The following is a 24,252-nucleotide window of genomic DNA, read 5'->3' as shown; positions in this document are numbered from 1 at the left end:
GCCCATAAAAGTTTATGTGATGGACATTTAAGATATGAGTGGGCAATGCCCACCCTACAAAAAATTTATTATAAGTATTTAATCGGACATGATATTAGTGAGCTGCTGGTAAATCCGCTGTGGGTTTTCGTTTACCTAAAAGTAGGAGAAGCGGTAGCGTTACCAGAAAAGCTACCCCGACAATCCAAAAGATATCTTCAAATGACAAAATCTGAGCTTGGGTATCAACTGTTTGGTTCAGAATTTGAAGTGCCTGTTGGTGTGCTGTAGCTGCATCTTCTCCGCGACCTTGTAAAGCATTTTCCAGCATGGAGAGACGTTGATTGGTAGCATAATCATAGGGGGTAACGTGCTCAACCAGTATTTTCCGATGGAATGCTTGCCGTTGTGCTAGCAATGTCGTCAGTACTGCAATTCCAATACTTCCTCCCAACTGACGGGTAAGATTATAAAACCCGGAACCGGCAGAGATATCTTCCTTCGGCAAAGGACCGATGGTTGCCAAACTTAAGGGCAAAAACATCATCACTGTTCCTACTCCACGCCAAAGCAGGGGATAAAATAAGTCATCGCTACCTGTATCTGGGTTGATGCTTGCAAGCTGAAACATGACTAAGCTGGTGAGAATGCCTCCGCCAGCAATAATCAAACGGGGATCAATTTTACTCGTAATTCGTCCAAGCATCAGCATGGTTACAGCAGATGCTAACGCACCAGGAAACAGCAACATACCAGTTTGAGTTGCCGTGTAATGCAGCACGCTTTGGGCAAAGATGGGCACTGCAAATAAAGCACCGTAAAGTCCCATTCCCAACACGGCAGAATAGAGACTTCCAGCAGCCAGCGAACGATGTCGCAAAACTCCTAGATTCACCGCAGGACTATCAGTAGTCAACTCGCGCCAGATGAATAACGCCAGCCCTACCACACTGACAATTGCCAGTGTGGTGATAAAACCAGATTGAAACCAATCTTCCTTCTCCCCCTCCTCTAGGAAGGCTTGCAGACAACCGAGTGCGATCGCCAACAATCCAATGCCCAACCAATCGACTTTTTTGCTGATTGGTTTATGGTTGATGTCGTCACCTGGTAAGAACGTTAAAGCCATCATCACTGCCAGAATCCCAAACGGCAGGTTAATAAAGAAAATCCAGCGCCATCCTAGATTATCGGTGAGAAAACCTCCCAAAGTTGGACCAATTGCCGGACCTGCAATCACACCAACCCCAAAGATTGCCTGTGCTAACCCTTGCTGACTGGGGGGAAAGGTCTCAAACAAAATTGCCTGTGCTTTTGCCAGTAGCCCACCCCCACATAATCCCTGCAAAATCCGCGAAACAATCAGCATGGGGAGATTGATCGCGAATCCACATAGAATAGATGAAATGGTAAAGCCAATCAGAGAAAAGATAAAGTAAGTCTTGCGTCCAAAATAGTCACCTAACCAAGCAGTCAAAGGAATCAAAATTACGTTGGCAAGTGCGTAGCCTGTCACAACCCAACCAATTTCGGTGATGGTTGCTCCTAAGCTGCTTTGCATCTCTGTCAAAGCAACGTTGACAATGCTTGTATCGATGACTTCTAAGATAGCACCGAGGGAAGCCGTGATGGCGATCGCCCATTTAAGCCACTTTGGTTCAGCTTGATGAGATACTGTATGTCTACTTTGAGTGCGAGCCATAAATAATGATGAAACTTGAAAAATAGCTGAAAAATTAAATTAAAAAATTAAATAAAAGCCGTACTGATACCCCGCACAAAAATATCGACGCAAGATTCGAGGTAGTCTTGTTGGCTATAGCTTAATAAAGTAGATGGCGCATTACGCCGCAACATTCCTGCAAGCAGCATCCCTGTGAACATATCAACAGCTACTGCCAAATTCACATCTGCTCGCACTGTGCCCCGTGCTTGACCAGTTTCCAAATAAGCTATCAGCTTTTCTTTGACTGGTTTGGCGGCTTCTTGTATCACACGTCGGGCTGCGTCTGGATGCCGCTTGGCTTCCCCAATAAAAGTGCGGATCAGGTCTTCTGTTGCTTCCAGCATAGAGTTGTAAAGCTGGGCAAAGTGCCTTAAATCCCTCATCAGGTCATTTGTCCATTCCTCTGGATGGGCAAGGGCTTCTGTTTGAAGTGCCAGCGCGTTTTCAATCACCGCACCCAACAGTTGCTCTTTACTGGCAAAGTGACGAAACAAGGTGACTTCGTTAACGCCAGCAACACGAGCAATTTCACGAGTTGTCGCACCGTGCAATCCTGCCTCAGCAAAGACTTGCATAGCAGCTTGAATAATCCGGGTACGCGTAAGGGCAGCAGAACGAGCAGTCTTGTTCATAATTTGTAATGCAAGTACTTACTTACATTATAGTGAGACTTGAAAAGCAATACCGTTCAGTTAAGGATTTTTGGTAGGATTCACGTTCTCTGTAGAGACGTTGCATGCAACGTCTCTACACGTGTGGAAGAACCTAATATGAATTCTGAATTCTTCTTTTGGCTTATTTCAGTTCCTTCGCTGCCGGTACAATACCAAACTTGTTTAAACCTTTGTCAATTTCCCTAAGTAGTTTAAAATCTTCCTCGGGTAAGAGATAACTACTATTGCTGAACAAGCCCGCACTAACAGCAGGCTGCTTTTCAAGAAAGGAAAATGCTTGTCGAAATTGATGCGGCTGAGCTTGAATTGGTGAGTCAAAGTGACAGGGAATAATCCACTGGAAGTCCCAACTTGCCACCTTATCAGCCCAGTCGATAGTTTCCTTGGGTGCGCGGTTGAGAATGAGAGTTTGTAAAATTGGTGCTACAAACAGACGACCATTCCCTCGCAGTGCATCGAATGACCGCTTCCAGTCCTCCTGCCATTGGAAGGGAAATAACCCGAAATAAGCTTTCTTTGAACGCTCTGGTGCTTTGAGGGCATTGCGAAACACCTCACTCCATGTGGGTATTTCCAGCACGCTTGGTTGGAAGTACAAAGCAAACAACGAGATGCGCTGCCATCCCTTACGGCGATTTGCCTGATTATCCTCAACTATATCAGAGGCGTTGTCTTTGGCATGGAACAGCAAGGGGTATGGATCTAATTGGACGATCGCCGGCGGTTCTTCTGGTACGGAAACCACTGAGTCTGTTACAAGCAGGGTGTGCGATCGCCTATGAAAAAATGCAACTTCTTCAAACCGACCTGGTCCAAGTTCGACCGGACCGAGGATGGCATAATCAAACTCGTCGGCAAAGGGGGTTTGCCTGCTGTCTTCTGGGAGTAATGAAGTGCGTTTGGGGGGCAAGCCAAGCCAACTGAGTGGAAGATTGAGCGGGAAACTCCACTGATTTGGAGCTACAAATACCTGTGCGTTGGCAAAGTATCTGGCAAACGGACCAACGAAAACTTTGTGTTCTATGCCGGAGATGGTTGGGAGGATGATGTACTTGACGTTGCCGTGTTGTTCCACCAATTCCTTAACGAGGCGGATACACTCCCTTGTTGGCGCAACGGGCGCATACACGAGCAGTCCGCCGCCCTGTAACTTAACGACGGTCATGCGAACAGGCACGACAACGTAGAATATGCCCTGGAGTTGGTCAAAAGTCCAGACAGTATCTTTTACCACTTCTTTGCGGATTGTCCGCCGCTTGCCGTATGGGTAGAGTGGCAAAGTAAACCAGAACGACCATGAAAAGTCCCTCGGATGAATCTGTTCTGCGTTTCCTACACGTTGATCATGACCCACTGCATGCCCCCTTCCGCTCTTCCCAATGCTCATCAAACCTTTATACAAACCATTGCTAACCCGTTATCTACCAGCTTACTTGCTTGGGCAGTGATTTCGTAGCGCTGTCCTGAACCATCTACAACAAAGGCACCAACTTTCAGTCATAAGTTTAACCTGTTCCCCTTCTCCTTCCAAGCAGTAACTTTCATCTGCCATACATCTTTGGAATCGCAAACCACTCGTTGGACTCCTTAGACTGCAAAACAGGAGTTAACAGGGATCAGCAATTTCGCGGAATTCAGTTAAAAATCGCGCTGGGTGATTCACCTTGGGGAAGCGTTGCTGAGTCCGTCTTTGCAGCCACAAGTGTCAGCTTTTGAACGTATTAAGTAGAGGTTTCTTTACTTAATACGTTTTTATTTTATACAAAATTCATAAAGTATCAAGTAATTCTACGTGTTCATTTGCTTACATAGGTAAGGGAGCTAGCAAATATCAATGCTGGAAATACCTCCTGTTAAAAAATTTTGCAAGTGAGGTTTGGTAATTAAGATGACAATCTTAGCTAATCTAAATGATGAGCGTGGTAGTGGTAGATTTAACGCTCCCACGGCTAACACATTTGAGCAAAGCGAGAATGTGTCATAACAACCGTGGGATTCTTGGCTGCTTGAATCCACTTATACCATTTTGGATTTTAGATTTTAGATTTTGCAGCCACTGCGGTGCGGTGAATCCAGCGCTGCAGGAGGGTTTCCCGACCTAGGCGACTGGTGAACCCGGAGGAAGGTTCCCTCGTTGAGTCTTGTGGCGTGATTGTGAAACAGTTCTTGGTAATCGCTTTTAGCGCTTTGTGAAAGTCGCAATCATGTTTCAATTGGTATTACCATGCTGTAGTTGCCGATGGTTCTCGACAAGAAGCATTTTGCTTGATTACCAAGCCTGTTACTGTGCGCTCCACGCGTAAGGATTCAGATTATATTCATATCGAGGCTATTTCTTCGCTTATGGTGCAATTATGCGGCGTAATTTCAGCTTGACGAGTGGCTTCATCTGCATAAGTCAAGCGAACACCAAGATAGCTGTCTGGTTTGTAGGGCATACGTTCTGCCCACTCAATGGCGACAATTCCTGGTGTGACCTCAACACCTTCCCAGTAGGTTTCTAGGTTTAAGGCGGCGACTTGTTTTGGTTCCAAACGATATAAATCTAGGTGGTAAAGGGGAAGGCGTCCTTCCATGTACTCGTTAATAAGGGTGAAAGTTGGGCTAACAATTGGATCGCTGATGCCTAAGCCGAACCCAATACCTTGCACCAAAGTCGTTTTGCCAGCACCTAAATCACCTTGAAGTAAAATAACATTGCCAGCATTCAGCGATTGACCGAGAGCAATTCCAAGCTTTCGCGTCGCCGCTGCATCTGCCAAAAAAATTTTCATCATCAGTCAATAATCAAGAGTTCTCCCCTTGTCCCCTTGTCCCTTATATCCTCACTTTCCATGATGAGCTCCACTATACCACCGCCACAAGACTCGCGCCAGTCGTTCGGAGTTGTGACGCACGCAACCTGTTTCATCTTCATGCATCACATTAGCTAGAACAATCCGCCGCCCCAACTGGGCTATGGCTTCTCGATCCACGAAAACAGGATGCGATTCTTGTTGGGCGTAGCGGATAAGTGCGCGCGGACTAGGAGATTTTTTGTGTACCAGTACAGCATTAAATAGAGGTCTGCCGCAAGCAGCATCAATTGCCCGGATGTGGTCAGCAACGGTGTATCCCTGAGTTTCTCCAGGCTGTGTCATGATGTTGCATACGTAAATACGCGGTGCTTGGGAGGCGGCGATCGCATCAGCAATTTCTGGTACCAGCAAATTGGGAATAACGCTGGTATAAAGACTGCCAGGACCCATGATAATGTAATCGGCTTCTTTAATTGCCTTAATAGCGGCTGGCAAAGCTGGAGGATTTTCCGGAATGCAGCCAATCTTGACAATATTACCACCGGCTTCGGTAATTTTAGATTCTCCTTGTATGCGGCGACCATCGGATAACTCAGCCCAAAGGCGCACATCACTGAGAGTTGCTGGCAAAACTTGTCCCCGGATGGCTAGGACTTTGGAACTGGCGGCGACACCTCTTTCCAAATCGCCAGTAATATCACTCATCGCCGTCAAAAACAAATTGCCAAAACTATGACCTAGCAACCCCTCTCCAGCCTTAAAGCGGTACTGGAACAGTTCTGTCAATAACTTTTCTTCGTCAGCCAGTGCTGCCAAACAATTGCGAATATCTCCTGGTGGGAGGACGCCAAATTCCTGGCGCAACCGCCCTGAAGAACCGCCATCATCAGCTACAGTGACAATCGCGGTAATATTGGCGCTGTAAACTTTCAAGCCCCTAAGCAATGTGGAAAGTCCGGTACCACCCCCAATTGCGACAATTTTCGGTCCCCGGTACAATCGGCGATGCGCCAAGAGAACATCAATAAGTTCTTCATCGCCTTCTGAACGCAGTACCTGAGTAATTGAACTTACTGTCCGAGTTTGTCCCCATAAAAGCAACAGCAAGCCGCCCAGTATCACCAAAGGTCCGCTAATGTAGTACGGTAGAATGTCGGTGATGAATCCCAGAATCTCCCTCAAAAACTCAATTGCCCGAAAAATTGGCGTTAGCCTAATCCAGATAGCAAATCCCAGACTTGCTAAAATTACACCTCCAACACTAATTAGCAACCATCGTTTCACCGATAGCCCAGGAGATAACCACTTGAACCACTGGTTAACTCGATGGGAAGTGCGACGACGTGACTGCTTTTGCAAGGCGTTGAGGGCTTGTCTGAGAAAACCAATTGACATACCTGATTTGGAGCAGTGCTACTAACAATGATTAACAGAAAATGTACACTACTTGATTTAAACCCAAGAAGTGCGGAATTATTAGATTTTTCAATCTCATTAGACCAAAAGTGCATAGTCTAAGTTGCCAGTATGCCGAGTTATTACGCCTTTTGGTCAACAGAAACAACAAATCAATGGAACAGCGAATTTTAGGAATAGATCCAGGACTGGCAATTTTAGGATTTGGGGCGATCATATGCCAAAAAAATCAAAACAGTGTGCAACATGATTCAGTAAACCTACTAGATTTTGGTGTTGTCAATACGCCAGCTGGCACGGAAGTGGGACAGCGGCTATGTACGTTGTACGACGATTTGCACACCCTGATCAAAGAATTTCAACCTGAGTTGGTAGCAATTGAAAAACTCTTCTTCTATCGTATGGCAAATACTATCCTCGTGGCACAAGCGCGGGGAGTTGTCATGTTGGTATTGGGGCAGCATAAATTACCGACTGTAGAATTTACCCCTGCCCAAATTAAACAAGCGTTAACCGGATATGGTAATGCTGACAAACAGGAAGTCCAGGAAGCAGTGGCGCGGGAGTTGAATTTGGATGTCATACCTAAGCCAGATGACGCCGCCGATGCTTTAGCAGTAGCGCTGACGGCGTGGTTTCAGATTTAGGTTTGTAAAAAGAGAATTTGTAGCTGCTCAAGACTTTGGATGCCATCGCCCTTTTCTCGTGCTAAGGTGCAACAAGAGCATCAATAACGAACAACGATGGCAGAATTAACTCTTCAAATTTCCGATGAACTGGCTCAACGTCTAAAACCTCTGCAAAATCGTTTACCCGAACTGCTTTGGCAACTTTTAGATCTTGCCAACTTGTCAACACCAATTGAGCCAGAACTCAAAGACAGTTCTACAGATATTCCCGCCGTTTATCAAGAGGTTCTTGATTTCTTACTTAAGCGTCCAACACCAGAAGAAATTGTTGCTTTTAAGGTTACACCCTCTGCTCAAACACGCCTGCAAATTTTGCTGCAAAAAAACCGCGAAGCAACACTCACTCCAATGGAAGTAGCAGAATTGGACGTTTACGAGCAGCTGCAACATTTGATGATTTTACTTAAAGCACGAGCCTATTCTACAATTCGCTAGATGACTTCTAGTTTAATAAAGAACTGTATTGTTTATTGAGCTGAATTGGAGGAGCATGACTGACTGCCTCGATGCATTTGAGCCTTTTGAGAGCCTTGTTATGTTTTGCTGTTGCTCCTTGTTTTGCATAGAGAGTCGCTGCCTCCCGATTATCTTTAATTGCTCCTTGCTTGTCTCTTAACTCGCAGCGAGCAATAGCGCGAATCATGTAGGCATCAGCCAAGTCAGGAACGAGACGAATAACTTGTGTATAATCTTCGATTGCTGCCTCATAATCTTTTAGGAAATAGTGGGCATCACCACGTCCTATGTATGCATCAGTATAGTTTGGATCAATTTGAATAGCTTGATTGTAGTCTTTAACTGCTCCTAAATATTGCCCGTTTCCGCTTTTTTTCTTTCCCTGATTAAAGAAGTTTTTTGCCTGATTTTGTTGAGAGTAGCTTTTTTCACTTTTTTGCTCTCCCTGATTAAAGAAGCTTTCTGCCGGATTTTTTGCGGAAAAGTTATAAAATGCCAATGCAGTAACTGCCAAAACACCAACCGCAATAGGAACTGAGCGAGTGGATATGTTTGGAGAGCGAATAATTCTCTGAAAGAATTGGTTAGAAATTAAACTGTTAATAGGTGCAAAAATTGCAGCTTGTTCTGCTATAGTAAACTGTCGTTGCCTCTGCTCTTGTTCCAATTTCTCAATTTCTTCTCTAATACCTTGAGCAATATTTACAAATGCTTCATTCTGGTTTATCCAAAATCTTCTGTTATCTACAGGTTCGCCATTGATAGGCAAAGGCTGTAAGTCTCTGAATGGTGTAGCCTCCCAGTGATCAATTTGGCGGAGTTTAACAGGGATAACAAGGGCTTTTCCAGTATTGTACAGTTTCATAGCCCGCCTTCCAATTTCCCAACCATCATCCGAATCCATAAAATCTGGACTAACTAGCAAAACAATCACATTAGATTTATTCAGGTATCGGTAATTTTCATGCTTCGAGTTTCTTCCTGTTACTGATTGACATTTCCAATATATTTTCACTGTATTCTGTTGTTTCAAACTAGTAAGTTGTGTATCTAGTTTTTTCCGCAGTTTTTCATCTTTGTAAGAGTAGTAAAAACAAATTTTTATAGTTCTGGTAAATATGGAAAATAAAGACATAAATGACAATTTAGTTCGACTGCATCTCTTAATAAATTCTTCGTATTAACTGCTTTAATAGTCAAAATTTCTAAATGTACATTTAAGGTAATTCGCCCGATATTTTGCCAATTTCTTCTGCAAATTCTTCAGCAATGGTAACGAAAGCTTCATTTTGACTTTTCCAATATCTTCTATCAGTTACAAACTTGCCATTCTTAGGTAAAGGCTGGAGATCACCAATGTTGAACTTACCAAGCTTGAAGGTTTGCCAACTTGCGACTGAACTGAGAAATACAGGAATAACGAGAGTTCCTTCGCATTCTCGTCTTTCCATTGCTCGCTTAACCTCATAGTTAAGGTGGTAAACTGAAGAAAGAAAATTCGGACTAATAAGTAGGAGAATTATACGGGCTGAGTTCAGATGCTGCTCAATCTCAACCTTCTTATTTTTCCCTGGAGCAATTTTACTTTGATACCAAATTCTAATAATACTTTGTGACTCCAAAATACTTAAAGACTTTTCCAGTTGCTTTCGCAGCGATTCATCATTTGGAGAGTAAGATAAGAAAACTTCCATATTCTCTATATTTGCTTGTTTCCAGTTCTCAGATGGTAGTAAATCTTGCGGGTGCGTGTAGTTTACTTGAGTTTGGGTTCCCTGCTTGATATTAGATGTGCTACTAGTAAATTGTGGCTCGGCAACACTATCGGCAAAAAATGGAGGAGTTGTATTTGCGTTTTCCGTCCACAACTGGTTTTTGCTCAGCAGTTTTGGAGTTAAAGACTCTGGAATACCTGCGGCTCGGATGACTCTACAGCCTAGTTTATGGGCATATTCAACAGATTTTCCCGCTCCCAAAGCATCGTAAAAACCAACGGCAAATTCAATTGCCGCCTTATCGCCTATTTCTTTGCTCATGCCAATGACGTAATCAATATGTTGCGCGATCGCCTTCGCTTGAATCTCCGAAAAACAAGCATTGAGTAATACACACTTTACGTGTTCTGCAAACAACTCAAACAATCCAGCTAGCGCCTCTGCATCTACTAACTTTTCTTGCCCTGTTTCATCCTCAAATACCAAACCCTTTTGTCCAGATCCATGTCCTGAAAAATGGACAATCTGTGGCTGGAAGTACATGATTTCTCGATGAATATCTCTGTAGCGCACTGCTGCTGCCAATTCAATTTTAAATTGGTCGCGTCCTTTTGATTGTCTTAACCCATTCTTTATTTCGCGAAACTCTTCGTCTAAACGCAGTCTGCTTGTACCTTTCGGATTCGCTGCCAAAATCAAGATTTTGTTGACTGGAGTTCCACTATTCATCTAAAGACTTTATGGTAGATACGATTTAGCACTGAAATTTTCAGTTAATTTTTCTTGTGCCGATCTGACTTGGTAGATATCAAGTCACTCAAAGCCACTGAGAAATCTAAATCCTGGATATTACATATAATTACATACAGCAAGCCGCAAATTCCAGATGAACAGCAACTCAAAAACTTCCCATTTGGTCTTCTCAAGTCAATTTTCTTTACAGCTATTTTCAGTTAATTGAACCACAGATTTTCGTAGGGGCACGGCACAGAACAGCCCCTAAAGCGTGGTTTATTTACTTGAAAAGCGCTGTAAGTGAGTGACATAAGCTGCTACTGTAAAATCTTTGTCAAATAAAACAGCCTTGGCAAACCCATCACCGTCAACTGTTCCCCAAAGGTTCCACCACCACCCTTTTATCAACCTCATCCGCCTTAACTCGCGCTAACCCAAATTGCTCAATAACCCAAGCATTCGTCGTCAAGTGCGTACTCACCTCAGGCACTCGGTACTCACTCCTCGTTGATGCCAAAGCAGCTGGCAATAATAACTGATCCGCTAAATGTTCATCTACGGGTGCGCCTGTTTCATGAAACTTCAACAGTTCCTCGCAAGCCATATCTGCTACTTTGTCTGCTGGCAAACCAATGCGCCCTAACGCACCAAACCCAGCTAAGCTATTCTCGTACTCAGCAGTGAGAAACAAACCCGCCCCTGGTGCGACACCTTTTGCTCGCAATGGCTGCACAGATGGTTTCAATTGGGCTTCACGCAACACATTCTCAGCACGACTCGCCATCCTTTGGGGAATGTGAGAAGGTAATTCCGTGACGACTGCTAATCCCCGCACTTGTTGTAAGTCGCCACGTTCCACCAAGTTGATCCCGCCAATGCTACCACCACTTATTAACAACTGCACTTCTCCCCCACCTTGGGGATACCACCCCCAAGCCTTCAGTTCCACCTCAACTTGCACACCCATGCGTTGCACAGTTGGTAAATAAACTTGTTGAATGTAAGTTATGGAAGGGCTGTGGGTGACGTGAGTCCCGCCCTTAAGTGTTACCTGAGAGTCACCAGTAGCCAGCACCAAAGGCAAGAGAACAGTCTGTAACACTAAACCCACAGCACCAGCCGAACCGCCTTCTCGCGCTTCACTGACATCAAAGGTATAATTTCCCGCTTGTACAGCACTACCAGGAATAAACTCCAGCGCCGTCGAACCCAAAGCATCCCCCTGCACTTTGGCGTTGCAAATTGCAGCAGCAGCGCGAACTGCTGTCAAGTGTTGTGCTGCAAGTCCCGGTTTTGGGCGTCCGGCGCGGATGTTCCCTATCCGGATGGGATGACCAGTAATAGCAGCTAGACTTAGGGAGGTGCGGAGAATTTGCCCGCCGCCTTCACCGTAGGAACCGTCGATGTGAATCATGGACAATTTCAGATTTTGTCTTTTAAATTTTGGATTGTCCCCACGATTTTTGAAATCAAACCACAGATGGACACAGATGGACACAGATAAATCTTCATCGGTGTTTATCTGTGGTTTCCTAATTCTGTTAGCGTAGCCTGCCCTATGGGCATTATTTAAATTCCAACACTTTGCTCTTACCAGGATTCATCAACCCATAGGGGTCAACCATTTCCTTAAACTTTAACTGTTCTGGATCAATAACTTTTCTCCCACCGTCTTCAATAATATATGTGTGGGGATTTGCAATAAACACACCGCGCTCTTCGTGATAGCGGATAATTTCATTGAGGCGTTCTTCTGTAGAGTAGCGCACAAGTTGCAAAGCCGCAGGAGCGATCGCACCGTTGACTCGAATAAATTCCAAATGCATCATCACCTCATCGCCAAAGTGGTGATACAGTTGCTCTACCAGTTGTAAAGACGCGCCAGGTTTCGTCTCTACATTGGCAGGGAATATACTTTGCAAGTAGGTGATGGAAGTATCTACAGTCCGGGCGTGTAAGGTGGTGTGGTTCCAAGTAAATTCCCCTAAGTGCGTCCCTTTTGCTGCATCAATAGCTGGTTTTTGATATGTAATCTTACCCCCATATTGCTGTACTAACCCAGGCAAGAATTCTAAACTCGGTTCAGCAAGCATCAGTAAAGCGGCGTGAGTTCCATCAGGAATATACTCTCGCAGAGGTGCAAAATACTGTGGAATTGGGGATGCAAAAATGCTAATCTCTTTCTTAATCATCCCATCAGCATTAGCTAAAGCTTGACCAAAGCTTGCCGCCGCCATAAATTCTGGGAAGGTAACAATCACTTCTGCCCAAGGGTAAGCTGGTCCTAATGGGATTTCGACTTCAGTAATAATACCATTGATGCCCCAGGCATGGTTGACTTTTTGCACGTCGTCGCCGCGCAGTTCAATGACACGCGGTTCATCTTCCATTGTCACGACTTGTAAAGCTAGAAGATTGCCCCTGTCACCTAACAAACCATATTGTATCGACCCTATTCCGCCGCTACCACCTGCTACAAATCCGGCAATTGTCGCTGTGCGGTAAGTTGAGGGTGCCATCCGCATTTCCCAACCGATTTCTCGTGCTTTTTTATCCAACGCTGCCAACTTTACCCCAGCTTCAACCCGCGCGACTCCTGGTTTCACCCAGGGTATTTCTTGCATTCGCGTCATATCTATAATGACGCCTCCATGTAACGGTACGCATTGCCCGTAATTCCCCGTTCCTGCACCGCGCACTGTGACGGGGACTCTGTGTTTCACGCAAGCTGCTGCTACTTTTAATACCTCTTGTTGGTTCGCAGGACGCACAACTAGATCCCCGACTTTTCCTTCGAGTTTGGGTACGAGTACCGGGCTGAAGGTGTGGTAATCTTGGGATAATTTTGCGACTTGTGTAGGCTCGGTAATAGTTTCAATACCTTCTAAGGAAGCAGTGAGAGCATCTAAATCAAATGATTTTACGGGTGTTGTAGTCATAGTGAGAATTTTCTAAAAATGGAACCACAGATGGACACAGATAGACACAGATAACAGTCACTCGCTTCTCAAACATTCAAAATTATCAATTCAAAATTCAAACATTTTACCCACGGCTGTCTTCCGTGGGCTTGAAACAAGGACACCGTATTTCTTGCGCTTGCGCCAGAGCGAAATACATCTTTTTTTCAAGTGGGCTTGTATCCCACAACTAAAGTTTTTAAGCCGTTTTCCATTTTGAATTTTGAATGAGCGAATGAGCGAATTGTTTTGTCATCTGTGTTCATCGGTGTTCATCTGTGGTTTTAATTTTCATGTTTTACTGCACTTTCATGCCATTTACTTAATATAAGGTCAGATAAGGCACTCAAGCTCACAAAAATCAGAACACCTAAGCCTGTTGTGAGAAATAATGCGGCAAACATACGGGGAATTTGTAAGTTGTAGCTGGAGATGAGGATGCGATAAGCAATTCCTGCTTTTGCCCCACCAGTACCAGCAACAAACTCCGCAACGACTGCACCAATTAATGCTAAACCACCACTGATTTTTAAGCCGCCCAGAAAATAAGGCATGGCACTGGGTAAGCGGAGATACAATAGTGTTTGCCACCGGGAGGCTTTGTACAGTTGAAACAAATCAAGCAAGTTGCGGTCAACGCTGTTGAGTCCTAGTGTAGTGTTAGAAATGATGGGAAACAGGGCAACTATCCAAGCACAAACGACTAGGGCGGCAAAAGTGTTATTTTTTAGCCAAAGAATGATCAGGGGCGCGATCGCCACAATTGGTGTTGTTTGTAAAATGACTGCGTAAGGAAATAAACTTTTTTCAATCCACTTGCTTTGGGCGAATAATATCGCAATCAATAAGCCAGAAATAGCAGCAGCAATGAAAGCAAAAATAGTAATTTGTAGTGTAATTAATAACGAGGGAAAAAGCTCATTCCAATCAGTAATTAGGGTTTGAAATACTAATATGGGATCGGGGAGTATATAGGGAGGCAAATTTGTTATCCGTACAAAGATATCCCACAGAACCAGTGCCAAAAAGCCGATTGCCACAGGTGCCAAGACATCAGCAGAAATAAATTTTGCAAGTATCTTTTGTGTTTGAAGGCGACGGATGAACAGCATAAGCAATTCAAAACTGCAAAATTGAATTTTTGGGATTGCCCATTGCGAACGCTAGATGTTTAGCAACCTTGTGGCAATATTCGTTGTATGCTGAGGACATACGAAACGCCTCACTACGCGGGTGTGGTGCATCAATTATGACATCTGCTACTATACGTCCGGGGCTTGTCCCCATGACAAGAACCCGATTTGATAAATACACTGCTTCGTAAATATTATGTGTCACGAAAACGACTGTCCAGTGGTGTAGATACCACAAATCTAGTAAGTCACGGTTGAGTTTGCTGCGCGTAATTTCATCCAATGCCCCAAACGGTTCATCCATCAACAGGATATTCGGCTGAGTGACTAATGCCCTAGCAATTGATACCCGCATTTTCATCCCACCCGATAACTCGCGGGGATAACTTTTTTCAAACCCTTCTAACCCTACCAGTGCAAGCGTTTGCTGCACCAAGGGAATTGCATCTTTCCTGGGCATTCCCGTTAATTTCAAGGGTAAGCGGACATTTTCCCTAACATTTGCCCAAGGCATAAGTGCGGCGTCTTGAAAAACAAAAGCAAGTTTTCGTGCTTGCTGGCTGATACCCCAGTCAATAGTACCAGAAGTCACACGTCCCAGTCCGGCAATGAGGCGCAGCACTGTGCTTTTACCACACCCAGAAGGACCAACTAAGCTGACAAACTGTGACTGATGGATAACGACATTTAGGTCTTGCAAGGCAACGGTGCCATTGGCATAGACCTTGCTAACATGACTAAGGGTAATGGCGGAATTAGCCATCTGGTTGTTAGTTGTTAGTTGTTTACTACTACCCAAATTCCACTCCCCACTAACGACTAACGACGAACCACTCCCTTATTGACAAATTGCAAAGTAAATGCTTCTTTGTATTTTGTATTGGGTTGAAAAAGTTTAGCCTTGATCATGTCCTGAAACATTGTATCCCAACGCTCCTCAGTCATCGCCCCGATCCCTTGTTTTTCTGCTGCTCCAGAAACAAGTAAACCATATTCTTTGAGCTTTTGAATACTATAAGCAAGCTGCTCGTCTGTCATTTCTGGGTTATCTTTTTTAATAAGTTCATTACCAGGAGTTGGGTTGTCCAAGTAGCTGTACCATCCCTTAATTGAAGCATCGACAAACCGCTGCACTAAATCTGGATTTTTCTCGACAAGTTCTTTTTTTGTCTCAATTGTGGTTGCGTAAGGTGGATAACCAAAATCTGCTAATAAAAACACTAGAGGCTTAAATCCACCCTGCTTTTCAATGGCGAAAGGTTCTGAGGTAACATAACCCTGCTGGGCAGAGTTTTTGTCAGTCAGAAAAGGTCCGGGATTGAAGTTATAGGGGCGCTTTTGTTCGTCGGTAAAACCGTACTTCGCTTTAAGAAAGGGCCAAAAGGTGACATTGGCAGCAGCAGAAAGATAAATTGGCTTACTTTTAAGGTCGGCAAGAGTTTTCACTCCTGTGTTAGGGTGGGCAATGAGACACTGGGGATCTTTTTGAAAGATTGCCGCTACAGTCATTTTAGGGATTCCTTGAGCTATGGCATTGACTGCATCAATGCCATAGCCCATAAAGAAATCTACCGCACCACCCATCAACAACTGCGTTCCACTGGCAACTTGGGGACCACCCATTTTTATGCGAATATCCAAGCCGTGGTCTTTATAAATACCAGTCGCGATCGCCTGATAAAATCCCCCGTGTTCTGCTTGCGCTACCCAGTTGGTACCAAAGGTGACTTTATCCAAGCCAGAGTTTTTAGACTGTGGTTGGTCGTTATTGGCACAAGCAGCAATGATGCTACTACCAATTAACACTGAACCAGACTGGATAAACCGGCGACGACTCAGGGTATGAATTGCTGTTGATGAGCGTGGTGACGGATTCATATTAAAATTTTGCTTTCTTTGCTCCTAGTCTTAGTTCAATCGGAAAGTGCATTCCAAAATCAATTTTTGATTGACTTGGGAATAAGGTTGAATCTCCAAAGCACGGTGAAATGCTCTGATAGCTTCAACGTACTCTCCCATCGCGACATAACACAAGCCGAGACCGTGAAGTGCGCCGAAATGTACTGGATTGATTTGGATGACCATTCGACAGTCTCTCAGAGACTTTGAATACTCTCCAGTGGTATAATAAAGAAAAGCTCGGCGATTCCAAGCTTCAGCAAAATCTGGTTGGTCGTTAATAAGTTCTGTCAGCAAAGCTTCGGCTTCAGCTATTTCTCCAGAATCCATTAACTTTTGACTGCGTTCAATCATGGACAGTCCATGAACTCCCTTTTGTTGAAACCAGATATGCCAGATTTTCCTGGTCGCCTGGTCGCGGACTGTTTGCTCGGGATTTTTCAAGTCTTCAAGTAAGGAATCGATAAATAAAGAATCCATGAATTCAAGGTCGGTGATAGTTACTTTGGATCAAATTTCGCACATTATTATCTAAATGATCTAATTAATCACTAAAAAATTCTGATTGCTGAGTACCGATAACCCACTACGTGCAACACAGAAATCCCAGAGGAGGTTTCCCCCGATGGCAACTGGCGTTGCTGAGCCAAATTTTAGAAATTCAAAAAATGCGACAGCACTCATTGCTTGGAACTTGGGACAATGAAATTAAAAATTAGCAATTAATTTACTATCTTCTGTAGTCTGCAATACGATCGCTCTATGATTCGATATTTAGAGTCATTAGTGATGGGTCATTAGTATGCCATACTTTTACAAGTCACAACTATGCTGGTAGTTGTAGAGAAATCGCTAATGACTAAGAATTGATAAAAAGTAAGAGAAAAAGAAACGACTATGCCAAAGCAAAAAAGCGTTTCCAGGCATATTGTTCTCACTTCGCATCCCAGTCGCTTTGGTCCTAAACCGATTCCCATCCAATGGGGAGCAGCTGATCCAATGCAACGCGGTCCAGTGATTGCCACACTGGTTAAGCAGACACACCGCAATGTGATTGGCACTCACTCTGGTGGTTATGCGATTTACAGGGCATTAGCGGTGGCTAGCGGAGCACTTCAGTCAGATCACAGGGCAGATCTTACCAACACATCTCCAGTAGAATACATTGGACCACACCCAAGCTGGTACGAGCCAGATAAAATTGTCTCGCTTGACCCGTTTGGGGCGATGGTTGGTGAGGTTTTTGCATCATACTGCGCACAGGGATATGACATTCGTCCCACAATTGCCATCACAAACGCGCACATCAACTTACCCGAATTACAAGAAGCGGTGGCAAAAGGACGCTTGCAGGTTGATGGCAAGATTATGAAACCTGGTGGCGATTTAGTGGTCACTAAAGCCGCAATTGAACCAGTTTGGTACTTACCAGGAATTGCCAAACGCTTCCAAATCACTGAAGGAGAGTTACGCCGCGCTTTATTTGAACAAACTGGGGGAATGTTCCCAGATTTAGTGACGCGATCTGATTTGGAAGTATTTTTGCCGCCAATCGGAGGTGTGACTGTGTATATTATCGGGGATATCGCAGCCCTGACTGACCCCGATAAACCCTTAGCAGTACGCGTACATGATGAATGTAACGGGTCTGATGTGTTTGGCTCAGATATTTGCACCTGTCGCCCCTACTTAGTACATGGTATAGAAGTTTGCGTACAAACAGCACAAGAAGGTGGTGCTGGTGTCATTGTCTACTGCCGTAAGGAAGGGCGTGCTTTGGGAGAGGTGACGAAATTCCTAGTTTACAATGCCCGTAAGCGTCAAGAGGGTGGCGATCGCGCTGATTCCTACTTTGCCCGCACTGAGTGTGTGGCAGGCGTGGAAGATATGCGGTTCCAAGAACTGATGCCCGATGTGTTGCACTGGTTGGGCATTACCCGTATTGACCGTATGGTATCAATGAGTAATATGAAGTACAACGCCATTACTCAATCGGGAATTAAGATTGTCGAACGAATACCAATTCCAGAAGAGTTGATTCCCCAAGATGCCCGCGTGGAGATAGAGGCGAAGAAAGCAGCCGGTTACTACACTACAGGAGAGGTGTTGGATGCTGACAGTTTAGCTGCGGTCAAGGGACGTTCTTTAGTAGATTGAGTTTAAGGGGATAAGGGGGACAAAGAAAGGGACACCCAGACACAGGGACAAAGGGGAATTCCTCAAAAAAACTCTCCGGTGCGTCTTGCGCTCTCCCTTGTCTTCCTCATCCTCCTCATCTCCCCATAAGTAGGGGTGTATCGATATAGGAGTCAGTAAGAATGGAGATGCGAACCGCCAAGACGCCAAGGACGCCAAGAACAGAGGGCAAAGAGTTGGTTGCTTATTTGCGTTCTCCTCATGCTATCCGGGAGCGTTGTGGGCAACTGTTTGCGTTGGCAGTTGAGGGTAAGTCGCATCACTTTAGTTGCGATTTGACACGGTTGACAAAAGTGGGTGATTATGTAATAGAGGTAATGCAGGAAGAATACCCAGATTTGCAAATTCCTTTTCACAGCCGGTGGCGGCATTTTGAGGCTGGGGGTGTACCGCGTTTATCTCAGTTGGATGAGCAGTTAGCGGGACTAACGCCTTTAGAGAAAGCTGTTGCCAAGTTTGATTTGGCGATAATCAGTGTTTTATTGGATGCGGGCGCGGGCTCACGTTGGTATTATCGCGAACGGGAGACTCAGCTAAGTTTTAGGCGTTCTGAAGGTTTGGCAGTTGCTAGTTTCCAAATGTTTTGCGATGGAACTTTTTCTAGTGACAAGCAAACAGCACCTTTGCAAGTTGATGCTGAAAGATTGCAAGCCTTAACAGAACAAGAACTGGCAGATGGGTTTGGTGTGAATGCAGAGAATCCTTTGGTGGGAATTGCTGGGCGGTTGCAGTTGTTGCAAAAATTAGGTCAAGCTTTACTTTCTTCACCTCATTTATTTGGAGAACAAAACCCCCGCCCGGGTAATTTGGTTAAATATTTAATAGAAAAATCTGGCAATAACCGATTAGCTGCTACCACAGTGTTGGGTGCAGTTTTAGAAGGACTAGGTAATATTTGGTCTGGACGAATTGAGGTTGCAGGGATTAATCTGGGTGATGTTTGGTTTCACCCAAGTGTTGCTGATGATGGCTTAGTGCCATTTCACAAACTGTCCCAGTGGCTTACTTATTCTCTGCTTGAGCCTGTAGAGGAACTTGGTTTGGAAATAACAGATTTGGATGCCCTCACTGGATTAGCAGAATATCGCAATGGGGGGTTATGCCTTGATTTGGAACTCCTGCGCCCTAAACACCCAGAAATTTTGCTCAAGCCTCATCCAGTTGGATCAGAGGTTATAGTTGAGTGGCGTGCCCTAACCGTGATGCTCTTGGATCGCATCGCCGCCACAGTACGCGAAAAGTTGGGCATGAGTGCCGAAGAACTGCCACTGGTGAAAATCCTGCAAGGTGGAACTTGGACAGCGGGGCGAAAAATAGCTGCTCAACACAGAAAGGGTGGTATACCCCCCATACAGATAGAAAGCGACGGCACTGTATTCTAGCTCTGGGCAGTCATGAGTCATGAGTCATTAGTCATTAGCTTTGGAAAAAGCAACTGACATGGACAAAAAGCTAATGACTGATACCTCTTTTCTTGGTGTCCTTGGCAAGCGAACGGACAGTTGCACGCCCGTCGCTCGTCTTGTGGTTGCATAATAAAACATTTAGAGCTTATGTACAGTCAAGTCATAATAATCGAGCATCCGTTGATTCAACACAAATTGACGCTCATGCGTAAAGCCGAAACCACCACGGCAAAATTTCGAGTCTTAATTAAAGAGATTAGCTTGCTGTTGGCTTATGAAGTCACGCGAGATTTGCCTCTAAAACATGAATTGATTAAAACACCACTAGCCCCCATGAAAGCCCCAGTGCTTGCGCCAGATAAAAAGCTAGTGATTGTTTCTATCCAACGGGCGGGACAGGGAATTTTGGATGGGATGCTGGAACTTATACCATCAGCCAGAGTGGGACACATTGGATTATACCGTGATCCCAAAACCCTAATTCCCGTTGAATATTATTTCAAAGTTCCCCAAGATGTGGATAAGCGAGATGTGTTGGTGGTTGATCCGATGCTGGCAACTGGCAATTCAGCAGTAGCAGCGGTGGAACGGCTGAAATCAACGAATCCGAAGTCGATTCGCTTTGTTTGTATACTCGCTGCACCAGAAGGTATTGAGTATTTCACCGAAGTACACCCTGATGTCCCTATTTACACTGCGGCTATTGACGATTATTTGGATGAAAGCGGCTACATTATTCCTGGATTGGGAGATGCAGGCGATCGCTTGTTTGGGACGAAATAAGCTGATTTGTATTCAAATTGTATAGTTTTACGTAAAAAAGAAGGTAAAAGGTGAAAGCTATAAGGTAAAAAATTATATTTTTCCTTTTTCCTTCTTATTCCTGAACTGCTACTTTCCAAAGTTTAACAGTTTTATGATCACTGGCTGAGGCAATTGTCTGACTGTCAGGACTGAACGCCACATTCCAAACCATATTTGCTCAAACCAGTGAACCTTATTTGCAGACGTGATTCATCACGTTGGTATGTGATTGAACTAGTAAATTTTTTCAAAAAAGTTACTGGCTCAATCAGATTTTTTTATAGTACCTATAATTTTTGATACTTGCTCTCAATAGTAGCAAGCTTGATTCTTGCTACTCATTTGTCGTGCTTTCAATTTTCATGTCCTAAACCCTTACAACAAGAGTTTCATAACCCAAAAAGTGCAAGTTCAATGCGCGATAGCTTATCATGAGGAATTTACTAAAAAATTCTTATTTTGCGTATTAATCATTTATATTCTATTTCTATAACTGTTTTTATCACCCTCGCAAAAATGTCTCAACCAACGATTGGACAACTAGAAAGAGAAATAACACATCGTATCCGTTCCCTCTATACGAAACAACTTGGACATCGCCCTGGCAAAATTATTTGCCAATTTTTTGATACAGAATTGGCAATCTCAATAGAAAATTCTGTAAGCCTTCCTGAGCAAACTCTTTTAAGGGCAGGATATGATATTTTGGCTGAACAAGTGCGATTAGATCTCAACAAAATCATTGCTCCACAAATCAAGGATTTGATTGAGGAGATTATTAAAAAAGCAGTAGTAGACTTGTTGCTCAATACAAATTTAATAACAGGTCGCACTGGTATTCTTGTTTTCTTAGAAGCATTGCCAGAGGTTCGGAATCGCGAAAGTATTCCTAAGGCTAATTGCAAGATTGTGCAAGAGTGAGATAGCGATAGATAACGGCTTGTAATTCATGAAAATTATATGGTTTGGTAATGCAGTCATCAGCTCCTGCTAGAAGAATGGGATTTCCATCTTGTTCACTGGTTAAAGTTGTCATTCCAATAATTGGAATCATCGCTGTCTCTGGGTTGTGCTTTAAATAATGAATAACCTGTAAACCACTTAAATCAGGTAATGCAATATCGAGCAGGATTAAATCTGGTTGGTGTGTTTGTGCTAAAATCAAAGCCTTGATTCCTTGTTTGGCACAAATACACGACACATTGAGTAACTTAAGGTGAGAATTGAGAAGTTCTAAATAGTGTAGATCTTGTTCTACAACTAAAACAAAAGGCTGTACCGACATAAATTATTCCTCACCTTTAAAGAAGGACCATACATCAAAACCCTCGTGACTAAAAAACTCGTTTTTAGGAAGGTTACCCTGTTAGCAAGATGTACGAGGCTTCCTTCAGGCGGCTGTTAGCGGCTTGAGATGGAGTGACTCGTCTGTGATTCACAAGGCTTGGTGTCTGCGCTGATATCCAGGGAAGGACACGAAGAGCTAGTGGCAACATTAAGCAAATATCATCATATTAGATGTGTATTTCGTCAAGTGTTTTTTGAAAAAAATTTAGCTTTGGTTAGCTGTGGTTAAATTTTATAGAGCATTACTCTTGATAAGGACTGACGCCAAAATTTTGATTGTGTGGAACTCGCCATACTGCATCTCTACATAAATCACCTCAACTTAGTAGCGTTTTGAACCTAGAAGACATAAGTCCTCATAGCTGCATTCTTAAGTAGGTGTAAGTAAAATCAACTTATGCAGTTAATCAGATGGAACGTGGATTGTAGATAAGTGAAACATTTTGCCGCCGCAGTGCAATTGATCTACAGATACAGACAATGCTTCCCTCACGAACGCGCATCCGCATGCACGGGTCCGGTTTTTTTTACAGTGCGTAAGTCCTATTGGTGTCGGTTTTCTTTGAAGTAGGGGACTCCCAAAGCTGCTGGAGGTGTAGATTGACCGGCTAATCCAACCAGGGCAAGCAGAGCTGTTATGTACGGTAGCATAATCAAAAATTGATAAGGAATATTTGCATTCAATGCCTGAATTCGCAACTGCAAAGCTTCGGTAGCACCAAACAACAAGCAAGCCAACCCAGTTCCTATAGGATGCCATCTGCCAAAAATTAAGGCAGCGATCGCAATAAAACCTTTTCCAGCACTCATTCCCTCAGCAAAGTATTTTACCTGCACTAAAGTTAAATAAGCACCTCCCAACGCAGCTAGACAACCACTGACTACCACAGCAAGGTAACGCACCTGTTGCACTGACACCCCAGCTGTATCAGCAGCCTTAGGATATTCCCCTACAGCTCGTAAGGTAAGACCCGGGCTGGTACTAAACAAAATATAGGTGCTGATAAAAACTAAAAACAACAGTAAATATACGAGAATGTCTTGCTGGAATAGTAAAGGTCCGACAAGGGGAATATTCGCAAGACCAGGAATCATAATTGGTTCAATTCCAGGTATGCGCTGGGTGCTACTACCACCAAACACCAAGCGTGATAAAAACGATGTTAACCCAGCGGCAACAAGATTAATTGCTAAGCCTGACACCAACTGGTCAACCCGTAAAGTTACGGATAAGAAAGCATGGAGTAGTCCCACCAATCCCCCAGCAATCAGAGAAGCAAAGACACTAAGCAAGACATTACCAGTGTAAAAACTGGCAACAGCACTAGTAAATGCACCAGTGAGCAACATTCCCTCTAAGGCAATATTCAGTACCCCCGATCGTTCCGAAAAAAGTCCACCCAGTGCGGCAAATGCTAGGGGAACTGCGAGACGGAGGCTAGAAACGAGGTAGTCTGAGAAGAAGTTTATGTTATTCATCACATCTTACTTGTTGTTTTGCGTCAAGCTTTTTAAGCTAGAAGCTGTTTCTTCTGGTTTTCCAGAGAGAGGGAAAACTAAAATACTCTTGATTGCCTGGTTATCTACTAATTCTTTTAAGCGATGTAATTGTCGGTCAGTAATGGCAATTCCCGCATAATTTTTGGCATAATTTAATTCTTCTTGAAAATTCGCCTCATTATAAGCTTGAATAAACACTCGATCAACATTCCAATTCTGCCAATCCGCTGCGAAATATCGTTTAGCCCAATAAGGGTTATGATGACAAATATCAAAACTCACGGTCGAGTTAGCTTGTTTCATTGCAGTTATCATTTCTTGTAACAAATTAGTTAAATTAGAGGTGCGGTCAATTTTACCTGGTAATTCAGCATAATAACCTAGATAATCATCCCATTGAACTGCATCAATATTTGGATATTTTTGAACGAACTCTACTAAGATATTTTTAAATAAACTAGCAACCTCAGGAATCTGCACATCAAGGACATAATGATCAATGCCAACGTACGTTTTATCCACACCAGGAACAATCCATCTCCGAGAAGTTGCTAAATCATAAATTGGGCTATTTTTATCTATCTTAATACCTTTTTCAAAATAAGCATGCACTTGCATTCCCTGTTTGTGTGCCTCATCAATCAACCAATCTAACCATTTTTCTTGAAACTGGTTAGGACAACTTCTATATCCCAGAGTTTGCTGCATAACCTCACTATTGTACATCGTACAACCATTACCCCAAACACCGTGGATAATCGTATTATAGCGGTTCTCAGTTGGGTCTAATACATTCTGGTAAAATTAAACGAAGGTATA

General features: G+C 43.8%; 22 protein-coding genes and 1 pseudogene. 6 read left to right on the top strand and 17 right to left on the bottom strand.

Features of this window, described 5'->3' with window-relative positions; translation table 11 throughout:
- Positions 1 to 94 precede the first annotated feature (94 nt).
- From AACT52_RS39060 to AACT52_RS39040, 5 genes are all read right to left on the bottom strand, one after another.
- Positions 95 to 1,681 (bottom strand): DHA2 family efflux MFS transporter permease subunit, encoded by a 1,587-nt coding sequence (locus tag AACT52_RS39060; RefSeq protein ID WP_073628715.1) that lies wholly within the window; start codon positions 1,679 to 1,681, stop codon positions 95 to 97.
- Positions 1,682 to 1,728: 47 nt separating this feature from the next.
- Positions 1,729 to 2,337 (bottom strand): TetR/AcrR family transcriptional regulator, encoded by a 609-nt coding sequence (locus AACT52_RS39055; protein WP_073628713.1) that lies wholly within the window; start codon positions 2,335 to 2,337, stop codon positions 1,729 to 1,731.
- Between the two features lie 163 nt (positions 2,338 to 2,500).
- Positions 2,501 to 3,766: a DUF4336 domain-containing protein gene (locus AACT52_RS39050; protein ID WP_096549432.1), complete on the bottom strand. Its 1,266-nt coding sequence runs from the start codon at positions 3,764 to 3,766 to the stop codon at positions 2,501 to 2,503.
- A gap of 931 nt (positions 3,767 to 4,697) precedes the next feature.
- Positions 4,698 to 5,153, bottom strand: a complete 456-nt coding sequence (gene tsaE / locus AACT52_RS39045; protein WP_073628711.1) for a tRNA (adenosine(37)-N6)-threonylcarbamoyltransferase complex ATPase subunit type 1 TsaE — start codon at positions 5,151 to 5,153, stop codon at positions 4,698 to 4,700.
- 51 nt (positions 5,154 to 5,204) lie between these two features.
- Entirely contained in the window at positions 5,205 to 6,572 is a 1,368-nt protein-coding gene (locus AACT52_RS39040; RefSeq protein WP_073628709.1) for a gluconeogenesis factor YvcK family protein, read from the bottom strand.
- Between the two features lie 176 nt (positions 6,573 to 6,748).
- Between AACT52_RS39040 and ruvC the strand changes: the two genes are divergently transcribed.
- Positions 6,749 to 7,240: a crossover junction endodeoxyribonuclease RuvC gene (ruvC, locus tag AACT52_RS39035; protein WP_073628707.1), complete on the top strand. Its 492-nt coding sequence runs from the start codon at positions 6,749 to 6,751 to the stop codon at positions 7,238 to 7,240.
- A gap of 96 nt (positions 7,241 to 7,336) precedes the next feature.
- Entirely contained in the window at positions 7,337 to 7,717 is a 381-nt protein-coding gene (locus AACT52_RS39030; protein WP_073628705.1) for a hypothetical protein, read from the top strand.
- Between the two features lie 7 nt (positions 7,718 to 7,724).
- Here the strand turns inward: AACT52_RS39030 and AACT52_RS39025 are convergent, their stop codons facing one another.
- From AACT52_RS39025 to AACT52_RS38990, 8 genes are all read right to left on the bottom strand, one after another.
- Entirely contained in the window at positions 7,725 to 8,603 is an 879-nt protein-coding gene (locus AACT52_RS39025; protein WP_158054542.1) for a tetratricopeptide repeat protein, read from the bottom strand.
- A 352-nt stretch (positions 8,604 to 8,955) separates the two neighbouring features.
- Entirely contained in the window at positions 8,956 to 10,182 is a 1,227-nt protein-coding gene (locus tag AACT52_RS39020; RefSeq protein WP_073628701.1) for a TIR domain-containing protein, read from the bottom strand.
- Positions 10,183 to 10,555: 373 nt separating this feature from the next.
- Entirely contained in the window at positions 10,556 to 11,602 is a 1,047-nt protein-coding gene (gene rtcA, locus AACT52_RS39015) for an RNA 3'-terminal phosphate cyclase (protein WP_073628931.1), read from the bottom strand.
- A gap of 151 nt (positions 11,603 to 11,753) precedes the next feature.
- Positions 11,754 to 13,127: an FAD-binding oxidoreductase gene (locus AACT52_RS39010; protein WP_073628699.1), complete on the bottom strand. Its 1,374-nt coding sequence runs from the start codon at positions 13,125 to 13,127 to the stop codon at positions 11,754 to 11,756.
- Positions 13,128 to 13,432: 305 nt separating this feature from the next.
- Positions 13,433 to 14,260 (bottom strand): ABC transporter permease, encoded by an 828-nt coding sequence (locus AACT52_RS39005; RefSeq protein WP_073628697.1) that lies wholly within the window; start codon positions 14,258 to 14,260, stop codon positions 13,433 to 13,435.
- 7 nt (positions 14,261 to 14,267) lie between these two features.
- Positions 14,268 to 15,044 carry an ABC transporter ATP-binding protein gene (locus tag AACT52_RS39000; RefSeq protein ID WP_073628929.1) on the bottom strand — a complete coding sequence of 259 codons (777 nt, stop codon included), beginning with the start codon at positions 15,042 to 15,044 and terminating at the stop codon, positions 14,268 to 14,270.
- A gap of 56 nt (positions 15,045 to 15,100) precedes the next feature.
- On the bottom strand, positions 15,101 to 16,159 hold the full coding sequence (locus tag AACT52_RS38995; RefSeq protein ID WP_073628695.1) for an ABC transporter substrate-binding protein: 1,059 nt from the start codon (positions 16,157 to 16,159) through the stop codon (positions 15,101 to 15,103).
- A 30-nt stretch (positions 16,160 to 16,189) separates the two neighbouring features.
- Positions 16,190 to 16,660, bottom strand: coding sequence for a tetratricopeptide repeat protein (locus AACT52_RS38990; protein WP_073628693.1), 471 nt, complete (start codon positions 16,658 to 16,660; stop codon positions 16,190 to 16,192).
- A 417-nt stretch (positions 16,661 to 17,077) separates the two neighbouring features.
- On the opposite strand from AACT52_RS38990, the gene AACT52_RS38985 reads away from it, so the two are divergent.
- The 3 genes from AACT52_RS38985 (at position 17,078) to upp (ending at position 20,565) form a co-directional block, all read left to right on the top strand.
- Entirely contained in the window at positions 17,078 to 18,337 is a 1,260-nt protein-coding gene (locus tag AACT52_RS38985; RefSeq protein ID WP_073628676.1) for a GTP cyclohydrolase II, read from the top strand.
- A 161-nt stretch (positions 18,338 to 18,498) separates the two neighbouring features.
- A complete protein-coding gene (locus AACT52_RS38980) occupies positions 18,499 to 19,758 on the top strand; it encodes a URC4/urg3 family protein (RefSeq protein WP_073628658.1) in 1,260 nt (419 codons plus the stop codon).
- Positions 19,759 to 19,929: 171 nt separating this feature from the next.
- A complete protein-coding gene (gene upp, locus AACT52_RS38975) occupies positions 19,930 to 20,565 on the top strand; it encodes a uracil phosphoribosyltransferase (RefSeq protein WP_073628656.1) in 636 nt (211 codons plus the stop codon).
- Between the two features lie 94 nt (positions 20,566 to 20,659).
- Here upp and AACT52_RS38970 read toward each other — a convergent pair whose 3' ends face one another.
- Complete coding sequence (locus tag AACT52_RS38970) at positions 20,660 to 20,758, bottom strand: WD40 repeat domain-containing protein (RefSeq protein WP_337251567.1); 99 nt, start codon at positions 20,756 to 20,758, stop codon at positions 20,660 to 20,662.
- A gap of 344 nt (positions 20,759 to 21,102) precedes the next feature.
- Between AACT52_RS38970 and AACT52_RS38965 the strand changes: the two genes are divergently transcribed.
- The gene (locus AACT52_RS38965) at positions 21,103 to 21,507 is read left to right on the top strand and encodes a DUF2294 domain-containing protein (protein WP_073628654.1); all 405 of its coding nucleotides are present in this window, start codon (positions 21,103 to 21,105) and stop codon (positions 21,505 to 21,507) included.
- Here AACT52_RS38965 and AACT52_RS38960 read toward each other — a convergent pair.
- The 3 genes and pseudogenes from AACT52_RS38960 to AACT52_RS38950 all read right to left on the bottom strand — a co-directional run.
- On the bottom strand, positions 21,482 to 21,871 hold the full coding sequence (locus tag AACT52_RS38960; protein WP_073628652.1) for a response regulator: 390 nt from the start codon (positions 21,869 to 21,871) through the stop codon (positions 21,482 to 21,484). The two genes, AACT52_RS38965 and AACT52_RS38960, sit on opposite strands and share 26 nt — an antisense overlap.
- 605 nt (positions 21,872 to 22,476) lie before the next feature.
- Complete coding sequence (locus AACT52_RS38955) at positions 22,477 to 23,412, bottom strand: ABC transporter permease (RefSeq protein ID WP_073628650.1); 936 nt, start codon at positions 23,410 to 23,412, stop codon at positions 22,477 to 22,479.
- Between the two features lie 6 nt (positions 23,413 to 23,418).
- Positions 23,419 to 24,210 (bottom strand): annotated as a pseudogene (locus tag AACT52_RS38950) (family 10 glycosylhydrolase); the annotation flags it as partial.
- Positions 24,211 to 24,252: the final 42 nt, after the last annotated feature.

The organism is Scytonema sp. HK-05, assembly GCF_963872035.1.
Taxonomy (GTDB): Bacteria; Cyanobacteriota; Cyanobacteriia; order Cyanobacteriales; family Nostocaceae; genus Kalymmatonema.
This window is presented reverse-complemented; position numbering and strand designations above follow the sequence as displayed.